Origin of the sequence: Labilibaculum sp., assembly GCF_963664555.1 — a bacterium.
Taxonomy (GTDB): Bacteria; Bacteroidota; Bacteroidia; order Bacteroidales; family Marinifilaceae; genus Labilibaculum.
Genome location: NZ_OY761461.1, coordinates 4,291,844 through 4,305,434, shown reverse-complemented (window position 1 = coordinate 4,305,434; position 13,591 = coordinate 4,291,844). Strand labels below are relative to the sequence as shown.

10 protein-coding genes and 1 tRNA gene are annotated in these 13,591 nt (G+C 35.4%); 8 read left to right on the top strand and 3 right to left on the bottom strand.

Going from position 1 to position 13,591, the window contains the following annotated elements:
- Positions 1-214 precede the first annotated feature (214 nt).
- The 3 genes from ACKU4N_RS16910 to ACKU4N_RS16900 all read left to right on the top strand — a co-directional run bounded on the left by ACKU4N_RS16910 (position 215) and on the right by ACKU4N_RS16900 (position 2,440).
- Complete coding sequence (locus tag ACKU4N_RS16910) at positions 215-1,501, top strand: bifunctional folylpolyglutamate synthase/dihydrofolate synthase (protein WP_321318351.1); 1,287 nt, start codon at positions 215-217, stop codon at positions 1,499-1,501.
- 58 nt (positions 1,502-1,559) lie between these two features.
- Positions 1,560-1,634 (top strand) — tRNA-Val (locus ACKU4N_RS16905).
- A gap of 152 nt (positions 1,635-1,786) precedes the next feature.
- Positions 1,787-2,440 carry a redox-sensing transcriptional repressor Rex gene (locus tag ACKU4N_RS16900; RefSeq protein WP_321318350.1) on the top strand — a complete coding sequence of 218 codons (654 nt, stop codon included), beginning with the start codon at positions 1,787-1,789 and terminating at the stop codon, positions 2,438-2,440.
- Positions 2,441-2,530: 90 nt separating this feature from the next.
- On the opposite strand, the gene ACKU4N_RS16895 is transcribed toward ACKU4N_RS16900, so the two are convergent.
- The 3 genes from ACKU4N_RS16895 to ACKU4N_RS16885 all read right to left on the bottom strand — a co-directional run bounded on the left by ACKU4N_RS16895 (position 2,531) and on the right by ACKU4N_RS16885 (position 5,601).
- Entirely contained in the window at positions 2,531-2,776 is a 246-nt protein-coding gene (locus ACKU4N_RS16895; RefSeq protein WP_321318349.1) for a DNA-binding protein, read from the bottom strand.
- A 97-nt stretch (positions 2,777-2,873) separates the two neighbouring features.
- Positions 2,874-4,187, bottom strand: a complete 1,314-nt coding sequence (locus tag ACKU4N_RS16890; RefSeq protein ID WP_321318348.1) for a sensor histidine kinase — start codon at positions 4,185-4,187, stop codon at positions 2,874-2,876.
- A 34-nt stretch (positions 4,188-4,221) separates the two neighbouring features.
- Positions 4,222-5,601 carry a sigma-54-dependent transcriptional regulator gene (locus ACKU4N_RS16885; protein ID WP_321318347.1) on the bottom strand — a complete coding sequence of 460 codons (1,380 nt, stop codon included), beginning with the start codon at positions 5,599-5,601 and terminating at the stop codon, positions 4,222-4,224.
- 248 nt (positions 5,602-5,849) lie between these two features.
- On the opposite strand from ACKU4N_RS16885, the gene ACKU4N_RS16880 reads away from it, so the two are divergent.
- The 5 genes from ACKU4N_RS16880 to ACKU4N_RS16860 all read left to right on the top strand — a co-directional run bounded on the left by ACKU4N_RS16880 (position 5,850) and on the right by ACKU4N_RS16860 (position 13,000).
- A complete protein-coding gene (locus ACKU4N_RS16880; RefSeq protein ID WP_321318346.1) occupies positions 5,850-7,100 on the top strand; it encodes an efflux RND transporter periplasmic adaptor subunit in 1,251 nt (416 codons plus the stop codon).
- 4 nt (positions 7,101-7,104) lie between these two features.
- Positions 7,105-9,453: an ABC transporter permease gene (locus tag ACKU4N_RS16875; RefSeq protein ID WP_321318345.1), complete on the top strand. Its 2,349-nt coding sequence runs from the start codon at positions 7,105-7,107 to the stop codon at positions 9,451-9,453.
- Positions 9,454-9,477: 24 nt separating this feature from the next.
- Positions 9,478-10,161, top strand: coding sequence for an ABC transporter ATP-binding protein (locus tag ACKU4N_RS16870; protein ID WP_321318344.1), 684 nt, complete (start codon positions 9,478-9,480; stop codon positions 10,159-10,161).
- 76 nt (positions 10,162-10,237) lie between these two features.
- Positions 10,238-12,676, top strand: coding sequence for an ABC transporter permease (locus ACKU4N_RS16865; protein WP_321318343.1), 2,439 nt, complete (start codon positions 10,238-10,240; stop codon positions 12,674-12,676).
- A gap of 36 nt (positions 12,677-12,712) precedes the next feature.
- The gene (locus ACKU4N_RS16860) at positions 12,713-13,000 is read left to right on the top strand and encodes a hypothetical protein (protein WP_321318342.1); all 288 of its coding nucleotides are present in this window, start codon (positions 12,713-12,715) and stop codon (positions 12,998-13,000) included.
- Positions 13,001-13,591: the final 591 nt, after the last annotated feature.

The following is a 13,591-nucleotide window of genomic DNA, read 5'->3' as shown; positions in this document are numbered from 1 at the left end:
ATCATAATTTCAAAATGCTATTGTTTAGGTTGTTAGTTGTTAAAAGCAATTTTCAAACGCTTGATTTTAGAAAATATACATGATGCTTTCAATTAAACAGTAGCATTTAATAGTATTAATTTAGCAATTTTTGTAGGAAATTCAACCTGTTAACACAAATTTTAAGAAATTTTATTCTTCTTTGTAAAATCATCAAAATTAGTAGAGAATAAAAATGAATTACCAGGAGACTTTAGATTATATGTTTACTAAACTACCTATGTATCAGCGCACAGGGCAGGCAGCTTATAAAGCCAATTTGGATACAACATTGGCATTGGATGAATATTTTAATCATCCTCATAAGAAGTTTAAATCAATTCATGTTGCAGGAACAAATGGAAAAGGATCGGTTTCTCATACTATAGCTTCTGTTTTGCAATCAGCGGGCTATAAAGTTGGTTTATATACTTCGCCTCATTTAAGAGATTTTAGAGAGAGGATAAAGGTAGATGGTGAACTTGTTTCTGAGAATTATGTAGTTGATTTTATTGGTAAGCATCAAGATAAATTTGAAGAATTACGTCCTTCCTTTTTTGAGATGACAGTTGCGATGGCTTTTGATTTCTTTGCAGATCAGCAAGTTGATGTTGCTGTTGTGGAGGTAGGTTTAGGTGGAAGATTGGACTCGACCAATATCATTTCACCTGTACTTTCTGTGATAACTAATATAAGTAAAGATCATACTAATTTGTTAGGTTCGGAGCTTGCACAAATAGCAGCAGAAAAGGCTGGAATTATAAAGAAAAATGGTTCTGTTATTATTGGTGAGAAACAGGAAGAGGTAATAGATGTTTTTTTGAGAATTGCTTCAAACAATAAATCTGATCTGAAATTTTCAGAAGACAGGTATAAAAATCAGTCATCTGAATTGATCGATTGTAAAAGACATCTTGTTTATCAATCTCTTGAAAACAATTCAATAATCAATTTGTCATGTGATTTATTGGGTATTTATCAGATTAAGAATATAAGAACCGCTCTATGTGTGTTTGATGAATTGAATAGCAGGGGGTGGAAAATTTCCGAAGCGTCTATTAAACAAGGAGTTTCTGAGGTAGGAAAAAGAACCGGCTTGCTAGGCCGCTGGCAGACAATTGGTAATGCTCCCAAAGTAGTGTGTGATACAGGGCATAATGTTGGAGGGATTAAAGAAATAATAGAGCAAATTGAATCAATGGATTACAGAAAACTACATGTTGTTTTTGGTGTGGTTGATGATAAAGATCTTATTAATATACTTGAATTAATGCCGAAGAGTGCGAGCTATTATTTTAGTCGTGCGGATATTCCAAGAGCATTGAATCAAGAAGTTCTTGCTTCGAAGGCAAAAGCTTATGGATTGTTAGGAAATGCCTACTTATCTGTGAAAGAAGCATTAGAGGCGGCAAAGGCAAATGCCCATGAAAATGATCTTGTTTTTGTGGGAGGAAGTACTTTTGTTGTTGCGGAAGTTGTATAAACAAAACTAGGGTTTTTATTGCTTGGTAATTTTTTCTGTTTATATTTGCAGTCGTTAAGGGCGATTAGCTCAGTTGGTTCAGAGCACTTGGTTTACACCCAAGGGGTCATAGGTTCGAATCCTATATCGCCCACATTTACAAAGGATTAATGTATTATTCATTGTAGTGTCCCCAGCGCCATTTATTTAAAATTAAATCTGTATAACAAAATAATCATTAAAGAATTTTTTCTTTAATGAAAACTTGATTATTTTTGTTCTCATTTAAGGTGTAAGTAAGAAATTATGGTTCAAAGTTCTAAGAAAATTCAGGGGGTTCCTGAGCCGACTATTAGGCGCATGCCGTCATACTTAGCATTTGCAGAAGGCTTGCTAAGGAAAGGACAGCAGTTTGTTTCATCTACTCAGATCGCAAACTATATGAATATCGACCCCACACAAGTCACAAAAGATTTATCTTATACCACTATTGTGGGAAAAACAAGAGTTGGTTACGAAGTTAAAGCGTTGGTTGATGTTTTGTCGGAGTTTCTGGGATTTACGATCATGGATAATGCTTTTCTTGTAGGTGCTGGATCTTTAGGTTCTGCATTATTGCACGATAGCGGATTATTACATTTTGGTTTAAATATCGTTGCTGCTTTCGATGTTAATTCTTCGACTATTGGGAAAAAAATTAATGATATTGAGGTATTTCACATAGATCAATTTCGTGATTTATCACAAGAAATGAATGTGGTAATGGGAATTATTACTGTTCCAGCTGAAAATGCACAAACAGTTGCCGATTTGATGGTAGCTTGGGGTATTAAAGCGATTTGGAATTTTACGCCGGCAAGAATCAAGGTTCCGGAAGATATTATTGTTCAGAATACAACACTCTATTCTAATCTGGCAATTATTTTTAATAAATTGCATAATGATAGAAAAGAATTATAGTAAGATATAAGGTCTGTAAAAAAAATAAAAAGAGAGGACTGTTGAAATTTTTCAACAGTCCTCTCTTTTTATTTATTGATGTTTACAATTTTAATCTTCCAGAATGCTAATGGCGTGGTCTAAAATAGTTGTATCATCTAGTTCAACAATACCTCCATAAGGGCCTTGTTCAACATGGATTCCTGTGCATTGGCCTTCATCAAAATTGGTTCCACCAAAATAATTTCTAACGGTTTCTACTTCTAATTGTAAATCTTCTGCAATCCTTTGCATACTTCCATCTGGCAAACGATCTTTAATTTCTCTTAACTCATTGAATGTGATTGTTTTAGTCATACGCTCTTAAGTTTTAATTAAAGGTTAGAAATTGATTTGCTCTTTAAATTTAACGAAAGTAATTGTTAATTTAAAATTATTGGAGTGTTAAATCATGTTAAAAAGTAAGTGTGAAACTGGTTTTTTCGTTCGGAATTGACTGTGCTGTAATGGTTCCTCCGTGTAATCGCAATATCTGTTTTGACAGACTTAATCCAATACCAGATCCTTTAGGCTTTGTTGTGAAAAATGGAATAAACACTTTGTCAAGTACTTCTTTTATAATGCCTTGTCCGTTGTCGCTTATTTGAATTGATATTCTGCCTCTTTTGTTCATAAAGGCTTTCATTTCAATTCTTGGATCGGTTGTGTGTTCGAGTGCGTGAATAGAGTTTTTAATTAAATTGATTAAAACCTGTTCAAGTAGTTGTTCGTCGGCGGAAAGCTCAAGGCTTTCAGGGTTAATGCTAATCTCACATTTGATGCCTTTTCTCTTTATTTCCTCTTCCATCAGACGATGAATGTTGTCAAAAAGTTTTTGCACCTGAAAAATTCCAAAATTTGGTTTAGGAATTTTTGTAAGATTCCGATAAGTATCTACGAAATGTAAAAGCCCGGAGCTTCTTTTGTGGATTGTTTCAAGAGCCAATTTAACTTCGTTCAGCGTCTCCAGATCCTCATCCTGAAACTTGTTGGTGTTGTTTTCCCCGAAATCATCAAGAATTGTTGTTAGAGTCGTGGAGAGAGAAGAGATTGGCGTAATTGAATTCATAATCTCATGAGTGAGCACCCGGATTAGTTTTTGCCATGATTCAATTTCCTGTTCTTCCAATTCGTATTGGATGTTTTTAATTGATACAAGTATTACCTGTCGATTGTTGATTTTAAATTCGGTGGCGTAAATTGCAAGCTTTAGGATATCTTCATTGTCAACCACTTTAACAAGTGTGTTTTCTCCATGCTTAAGGCTTAGCAGGCAATTTACAAGTTCCTCACTAAAACCACTTAAGTCCTGTATTCTTTTAAGGTTGCTTACCTGAAAAAGTTTCTTAGACGCATTGTTGATCATTTCTACCTTTCCATCGCGGTGAAATGCAATTAAACTAATTCCAATGTGTTGAATTACAGTTTGCAGATAGAAATAATGCTCTTCTTTCTCAGCTCTTATTTTTTGAAAATCAGTAATAACTGCATTGAAAGATTCCTGCAGTTTGTCGAATGAGCTTCCAAGACCTTGTACTTGAAAATTTCGTGTGAAATCAGAATACCGTATGGATTCCAAAAAATTCTTTAGCAGGCGATTGGTTTTTTCAACGTACTTAATAATTTCATAAATTTGATAGATAATCGCAATAAAAGTAAGGCTTGCTGTGAAGTAAAGGCTCTTTTTTGCAACTAAGTAAAATAATAAGAATATCGTTGCTGAGAGCACGATGATTCTTATTATAAAATTAATCCGGAAGCTTTTATAAACCATATTTTTCTAATCTTCGATAAAGAGATGTGCGTGTAAGACCAAGTTCTCCAGCCGCTTTGGAAATATTTCCTTTATTTGTTTTCAATACTTTCTGTATGATATTCTTTTCAACTTCCTCAAGGTTATAAGAGTCAAATTCAACATCATCCTGACCATTTCGTTCAGTGCTGACTTGGAAATCGGCAGGATCCAGATTGCGATCATCTGCCATAATGATTGCCCGCTCCATTAAGTGTTGAAGTTCTCTCACGTTTCCAGGCCAGCTGTAATCGTAAAGTTTGTTTAGACAAGCCTTTGAAAGAGGGTTGATGCCTTTTTTATACTTTTTAGAATATATTTCAAGAAAATGATTTGCCAAAAGTGGTATGTCTTCGTATCGTTCTCTTAAAGCAGGAAGACTTATTTCAACAGTGTTAATTCTGTATAGAAGATCCTGACGATATCTGTCTTCTGATGCCATTTGTTTTAGGGGCATATTGGTTGCACATATTAAACGGATGTCGATAGGAATTGGCTTGTTCGATCCCACCCGAATTACTTCTCTGCGCTCTAAAACAGTTAAAAGCTTCGCTTGCATCGGAAGGCTTAAATTCCCGATTTCATCTAGGAATAGTGTTCCTCCGGAGGCAATTTCGAATCGGCCGGGACGGTCGGCACGAGCATCTGTAAATGCACCTTTCACATGCCCAAACAGTTCGCTTTCGAATAGATTTTCATTTATAGATCCAAGATCAACACTGATAAAAACTTCATCTTTTCTTGGTGAGTTTCGGTGTAATGCTCTGGCAACCAATTCTTTTCCTGTTCCGTTTTCGCCAAGAATCAATACGTTTGCATCTGTTACAGCCACTTTTGTTATGGTTGAGAATACTTGCTGCATTTCAGGGGATGTACCAATAAAGTCATTAAAAGGTTGGTCAAGAACTGCATTTAACTCTTTTTGTTTTGTCTTTAGTTCTTTAACTTCATCTTTCGATCTGCGCAGTTTTATTGCTGATGATATGGTGGCAAGAAGTTTTTCATTCTGCCATGGTTTTAATATGAAGTCTGTTGCACCTGCTTTTATAGCTTTTACCGATTTTTCAATATCGCCATATGCGGTAATAAATAACACAACTGCCTGCGGATCAATTTCAAGTATCTTATTTAGCCAATGATATCCTTCCTGACCGCTAATTGCGTCTTTTGTAAAATTCATATCAAGCAGCACAACATCGTAATGATCCTGTTTCATTAGTTTTGGAATCATTTCCGGATCCGACTCTGTGTGTATTAATTCTACATGTTGTTTCAGAAGCAGCTTTAAAGAAAACAGGATATCTTCGTTATCATCAATAGCTAATATTTTACCGTTTTTTTGAATTGCCATAATTTGAATTAATTTATCGTTTCAGGTTTTAGAACTTAAATAGGAATCCAAGTTATCATTAAATTTTTAAAATTAAAAGAAAAATGTTCGGATACGTACAGTTCTTGTATTGTTTTCGTTCACAGATGCGTGGGAATCAATGGGTTTTGGTTTTTCAAGAAGTTGTTAATCAATGTTAAAAGTGTTTTGGCATGAAAGTGGTGATATTGCGGTTGTGTTTGAAAAAGGATTAAAAAAGTCGAATGATAATGGATCGAATTATTGAAAAGAAATCTTGGTATTTACTAAGGAAAAATTGGTATTTAGCTGGAGCCGTTTTAGGCGTTGTTATTTTGTATACAGCATTTTTGGGAGAGTCAGGATCCCGGCTGCGCGTTGATGCAGAGAAAATTTCAATTGGAGATGTTAAAACTGATTATTTTCAGGAATATATTGCGCGAACAGGAACGGTTAATCCAATAACCACAGTTTATTTAGATGCTATTGAAGGAGGACGTGTAGAAGAGGTACTGCTGGAAGAAGGGAGTATGGTTAAAAAGGGGGATGTGATTCTACGTTTGAGTAATTCAGAGTTAAACCTGCAAATTTTAAATTCGGAAGCTGGTTTTACTGAACAGGTAAATAGATTGCGGGATACTCGATTGAGTATGGAGCAGGATCGTTTGAATGTAAGAAGAAGTTTGTTGGAAATAGATTTAAGTCTGGCAAAGAGTAAAAGGGCTTATCAGCGAAATAAAATTTTCTTTGAGAAGGATTTGATTTCCCGTGAAGAATTTGACGAGTCAAATGACAATTACAACTATTATGAAAAAACCAGAGAGCTGCTTTTGGAGAGGCAAAAAACAGATTCCCTGGCACGTACAATTCAAATTCAACGATTGGATGCCAATTTGAAAAACATGGAAAACAATCTGGAAATGGTTCGTGCAAAGCTTCAAAATTTAAACGTAAAAGCACCTGTTGATGGTCAGTTAGGATCTTTAAATGTTGAATTGGGAGAGTCAAAGTCAAGAGGGCAGCGTTTAGGACAGGTAAATGTATTGGATAATTATAAAATAAATGCGATGGTTGACGAACTCTACATTGCACGATTAAATAAAGGATTAAAGGCTAAATTTAGTTTTAGTGGCGTTGATTATAATTTAGTGGTTTATAAAGTTTATCCAGAAGTGCGTGGGGGTCAGTTTGAAATTGATATGAAATTTGCTGGTGAGCTTCCTCCGGGGATAAGAACCGGACAAACATTTAGAACAAAAATTGAATTGGGAGAACCTCGGGAGGCTGTTTTGATTCAAAGAGGAGGTTTCTTTCAAAGTACTGGAGGACAATGGATATTCGTTGTAGATCCTAGTGGTGCTTTTGCCACAAAACGGGCAATTAAGTTGGGAAATCAGAATCCGATGTATTATGAGGTTCTTGAGGGCTTGAAGCCTGGAGAGAGAGTTGTAACGAATAGCTACGAATCATATGGGGATGTAGACAAATTGGTTTTAAAGTAAGTGGATGTTAAAAATTTTATTGAATACTGTTTTACGTAGTTTATACCGGCAAAAAGCCTATTCCTTAATGAATATTTTAGGATTGGCAACTGGTGTAACTTGTACTTTGCTCATATTAATATGGGTGGAATATGAAATGGGATTTGATAAATTTCATGAGGATATTGATCGGGTTTATAGTGTGTACGAGAATCAGAATTATGCTGATGGCGATGTTTTTTCGGTATACTCAACACCCGGGCCATTAGCCGAATCTATAAAAAAAGCATTTCCGGAAATTAAGTATTCCACAAGAATGGTTACCACCTGGGGACAATTGATTCTTTCTGCGGATGGGAAAAGTTTTGTTGAAGATGGTGGAAAGATTGTTGATGCTGATTTTTTCCAGATTTTCACTTTCCCTATCGTAAAAGGTGAAAAAGAGCATCCTTTTAAAGAGGAAAATTCGATTGTGCTTACAGAGAAACTTGCTCAGAAATTGTTTGGTGAATTGGATCCGATTGGAAGGCACATTGAGATAAATTCCAGATTTGATTATACCGTTTCGGCTGTGATTCAAAATCCGCCAGCTAATTCGTCTATAATTTTCGACTTCGTTATTCCTTTTCAATTTTTTGGGAAGTTGTGGGCTTATGATTTAAATGATTGGGAGGCAAATACTTTTCACACCTTTATAAAGGTGGATGAAGGGGTTGATTCGGATGATTTGGTGGCTCAGTTACAAACATATATTAAAGATCGTATTGAAAATTCGAATGTTGATCTTGATCTTCAGGCTTTCGGGAAGTATCATTTGTATGCGATAAATACAAATAAAGTGGGTCCGATTTGGTACGTCAGGGTATTTCTGCTGATAGCCGTTTTAATCCTTTTAATTGCCTGTTTTAACTATATGAATCTGGCAACTGCCAGATCAGAAAGAAGAGCAAAAGAAGTGGCTATCAGAAAAGTAGTTGGAGCTCAGCGAAAAGGATTAATCGGTTTGTTTCTTGGCGAATCGATATTTTTTACATTAATATCCTTAGGAATTGCCGTTGTTTTGGTTGAATTATTACTGCCTGTTTTTAGTGATTTAACGGATAGGGATTTATCATTGGGGATAAATAATATAAAATTTTTATTTAGCGTTTCGGGCATTGTACTTCTTACAGGAATTGTGTCAGGAAGTTATCCTGCCTTGTTTCTGTCTTCTTTTCTGCCAATTCATGTAATTAAAGGCATTTCAAGAAAAGATTCTGCTCTGCTCAGGAAGGTGTTGGTGGTCATACAATTTAGCATGTCGATAGGCCTGTTTATTTGTTCAGGGATTATTTATCAGCAACTTGAATTTTTACAGGAATCGGATGTTGGTTACAACAAGAACAATTTGGTTTACATTGAGATGGCAGATGATTTCAATTCAATTTACCCTAAGCTGAAAAATGAGTTGATTAAAGTCCAGGGAGTTTACTGGGTAACAGCAGCAAATCAAATGCCGGTGAATTTTACAAATTCAACATGGGATGTAGATTGGCCGGGAAAAATAAAGGATTCTGAAGATATCTTGTTTCAATTGACTTTTGTGGATTATGATTTTATTGAAACATTTGAAATGGATGTGATTCAGGGAAGGGGATTTTCCAAATTGTATGGCGGCGATAGCTTGAAATTTATTATTAATGAATCGGCAGCCAAAAAGATGAATATGGTTCACACCATTGGTGAACCTTTACGGATTTGGGCTTTTTCGGGCGAAGTGATAGGCATTGTTAAGGATTTTAATTTCAACAGTCTTCAGGTTGGAGTGGAACCCTTAATTATGATGCGGAATCCGGCGGCTTTTAAATATATAGGTATCCGAATTGGAGAAGATGTGGAGCCAATATTGAATAAAATAAGAACGGTTTGGGATTCAACAGTTCCGGACATTCCGTTTACTTATCGATTTTTGGAAGAGGACTTTAAGTATTTCTATACGGCAGAATCACGAATGAGTAAAATATTTGTTTCATTTACTATAATCGCTTTTGTTATTTCATGTTTGGGTTTGTTTGGGCTGGTTTCCTTTGTAACAGAACGTAAATCTCGTGAGATGGCACTAAGAAAGGTGTTTGGAGCTAATATGGATACGGTATTTCAGTTGTTGTTGAAAGAGTTTTTTAAGTGGGTAATGCTTTCCAATGCCATTGCTTGGGTACTTTCGTATTTTGTGATGGAGTGGTGGTTAAAAGGATTTGCTTATCGAATAGATATTGGAATTGGAATTTTTATCTTGTCAGGATTTGTATCTCTGTTGATAACTTTTCTTACAGTTTATCAGCAAATATGGAAATTGGCTTTAAAAACTCCGGTGCGTGTGCTAAAATATGAATAAGTGATTGTTTAAATACATATGACTATGATTAATACTAAAAATTTAATTAAAGTTTTCAGAACCGATGAGGTGGAAACTACGGCATTAAATAATGTCAATCTGGAAATTAATAAAGGAGAATTCGTTGCAATAATGGGTCCGTCGGGATGTGGTAAGTCAACTTTACTGAATATTATTGGCTTGCTTGACAATCCAAGTGAAGGGGAGCTGCATTTTAACGGTTATCAGGTAGAAAAGTATACTGAAAGGCAAAGAACAAATTTGAGAAAAGAAAACATTGGTTTTGTTTTTCAAAGTTTTAATTTGATTGATGAATTGACTGTTTTTGAGAATGTTGAGTTGCCTCTTTTGTATATGAAAGTATCGGGAGCAGAGAGAAAAAGAAGAGTAAATGAGGCATTGGAAAGAATGAATATTGCCCATAGAGCTAAGCATTTTCCTCAGCAATTATCTGGAGGACAGCAGCAAAGGGTTGCAATTGCACGAGCAGTTATTTCCAATCCCAAATTGATTTTAGCGGATGAGCCAACGGGTAATTTGGATTCTGCTAACGGAGAAGAGGTGATGAATCTTTTAACTCAGCTTAATGAGGAAGGAACTACAATAATCATGGTAACTCACTCGCCGTCAGATGCAGATAGAAGTCATCGTATTATTCAGTTGTTTGACGGACATATTGTAACTGAGAATATGAGACAAAAGCTTTAGAGCGAAAATATTATCGTTATTAATCAATTCTTAGGTTCATATTCTGAAAATTGAGCTGTATATTAATAAGGCAAGTATGTTTAAGAATTTCTTCATTACACTTTTTCGAAATTTTTCCAGAAATAAATTCTATACAACAATCAATGTTGCTGGTTTATCTGTAGGATTAATTTGTACAATTCTGATTTTACTGTTTGTTCAGGATGAATTATCATACGATAAGTACAATGTGAATCATGAACGGATCATTCGTTTGGGATCAGATTTTACTTTGAGTGGAAAGAGAGACCGTGTTGCGACATCGCCTTTGCCATTTGGTCCAACCTTTGCTGAGGAATTTCCTGAGGTGGAGCAGTTTGTTCGGTTTCAAGGTTCAGGAAGACAGCAATTTAAATATGATGATAAAGAGTTTTATGAAGAGCATATCGCCTTTGTTGATTCTTCAGTATTTACTATTTTTAGCTTTCCCCTGCTTAAAGGAGATCCCAAAAAAGCTCTTACTCAGCCATACTCAATAGTACTAAATGAGACTTTGGCTAATAAGTATTTTAACGGCGAGGATCCGATAGGAAAGATATTGCTTGTTGGTGAAAACGTGCCTTACACCGTTAGTGGAGTCATGAAAGATCTCCCTTTGAACAGCCATTTCAAATTTAATGCTTTTTACTCCATGAAAACTTTGGAAAGTATTCGGGGAGCAGAACAATTTAACAGCCTGCAGCCAATCGCATTCTGGTCTTTTAGTAATTACACCTTTTTGCTGTTAAAAGAAAATTCAGAGGCTGATGCTATTCTCGAAAAGTTTCCGGCTTACTATGAGAAATACATGAAGGAGCTTGGAGATCAACTGGGGGTTTCCTACAAGCTAATAATTCAGCATCTTGGAGATCTTCATTTAAGATCCCAATTGCAATGGGATGCACCAACCGGAAATATAAAATACATTTATATCCTTACAGCGATTGCCATTTTTATCCTGTCCATAGCCAGTATTAACTATATGAACATGGCAACTGCGCGATCTTCAAAGCGGGCAAAAGAGGTAGGTATTCGTAAGGTGGTTGGCGCACAAAGAGAAAATATCATTCGTCAGTTTATGATGGAGAGTATATCGTTAACAGTTTTTGCCCTTATTATAGCCTTAATATGCGTTGAGTTACTGCTGCCACTGTTTAATCAATTGGTAAATAAGGATCTTACATTGAGTTTTTTGGATACTCCGGAAGTGATATTGTTTAATGTAATTCTGGCAGTTCTATTGGGTCTGTTCTCGGGCAGTTATCCTGCTCTTTACCTGTCATCAATTCAGCCGGTTTTTATCCTAAAGGGAAGAAACGGCAGAGGCAGGGCAAATGGTTTTTTGCGAAAATTGCTTGTAATCTCTCAGTTTACGGTTTCAGCCATGATGATTAGCGGAACTATCATTGTTGCATCTCAATTCCTGTACATGAATAGTATGGATGTGGGATTTAATAAAAAAGATATTGTAGTCTCGGTTATTCGCGATTCAGTATTGCGGACCAGAATAGATGCATTGAAAATGGAGCTGAAGAAAAATCCCAACATAAAGGCTGTTGCAACTTCTAGTTCACTAATTGGTTTTGGAGGATCGAAAACGGTGCATTTGTACGAGAGTGATGAAGGGATGCAGCAATATGCATTAAATTTCAATGTTATTGATTTCGATTATATCGATTTAATGGAAATGGATATTCTGAAAGGAAGAAATTTTAGTCGTGAGATTCCATCAGATACAATCAATGCATTTATCGTTAATGAGTCGGCCGCAATTAAATTTAACTGGGGCGAAAATGCCTTAGGGAAAAAGCTTCAGGTAGGAGTGGATATTGATGGTGTTGAAGAAGGAGGAGAAGTTCAATTGGGAGAGGTGATTGGTGTAATTCGGGATTTTAATTATCAGCCTCTTAAAGATTTAATTGAGCCGATGAATCTTATTGTTTCGGAAAATCCTGATTACCGAAGGAATTTGCACGTGAAAATTAATTCTGAAAATAGAAAAGAGACCCTACTTTATATTCAGAAAGTATGGAATGAGTTTTGTCCCAACATGTCGTTTGCTTATTCCTTTTTAGATGATAGGATGAAAGAAAATTATGAACCGGAAGAAAGACTGACGTGGATTTTTTCAATTTTTTCTTTAATAAGCATTTTAATTGCATCCATGGGACTTTTTGGATTGTCCTCTTTTATGGCCGAACAACGAACCAAAGAACTGGGTATTCGGAAAGTATTAGGTGCAACGATAGGTAAGTTGGTGTATTTGTTAACCCGTGAATTTATCAGGTTGATTTTAATTGCAAATATCATAGCTGTTCCAATATCTTATTGGGCTTTAAGTGCTTGGTTGAGCGATTTTCCGTATCACATTTCAATTGGTATTTGGATATTTGCTGCCACCCTGATTATTTCTTTAGTGATTGGATTGTTTACTGTTGCATGGCAATCTTACCGGGCTGCAAGTTCCGACCCAATTAAGGCAATTAAATATGAATAAACTCAATAAAGTAGAAACCTTCTAAACCTTTTACTCATGAGAGAAATATGTGTGCCGATACCACTTGGCTATGACAATGAAGTTGCAGAAGTGGAAGTTAAACTAGCGAATAAGAAATTATCTGTGTTTTTTAGGTTGGAATCATTTTCGTGGGACGTCTCCAATGAAATGGAAGATAAATCAGATGATATTACAGAGAAATTACTCAAGATTTATAATTTGAAAAAGCTTATCGCTGAATATGATTCAGATTGGGAATTGATACAGATTTTTACTCCTTCGGAGTCATCAAAGAACATTCAGGTTCTTTTTCGTAAAAAATAGCGAATGTATTGGTTCTATGTAGAATGTGGCGGGTAACAAGTGTTTTATCTCCAGGGAATATTGTGTTTACTTTACGCTTATTTATTCCAACACAAGATTCCCGATTAAATAAACGATAAACCTAAAAATAACACAACAACCTAATTAAACAAAATGTAGTCAATTTTGCAGCTCGAAAAAGTATAGTAAAATGGCATAGCGATCTGTTAAAAAAAACATAGCGTAGTTTTGATCAAAACATAGGCATGTTTTACTAAAAACATAGTGTAGTTTTAGTCAAAACATAAGCATGTTTTTCTCACTCCTTAATAGCGATTGGTTATCAATGAGTTGCAGGTATTAAAGATAAGTGTCGGATTTATTCCTCAAAAAGAAAACCAGCCACAAAATTCAAATGAAAATATCAACCTAATTTGATTGATGAAACATCCTAAAATAAATTGGTTTTCAGCTAAAAAAGATAATGTAGTGCAATTAAAAAAAATGGCTTAAAAACGATGTATCCTCCTAAAACAACATAACTGTAGCATATTATTTGCTTCTTGTGTAACTTTTGCTGTATCTGTTCGTCTTAAGAGCGAAAAGGACAAA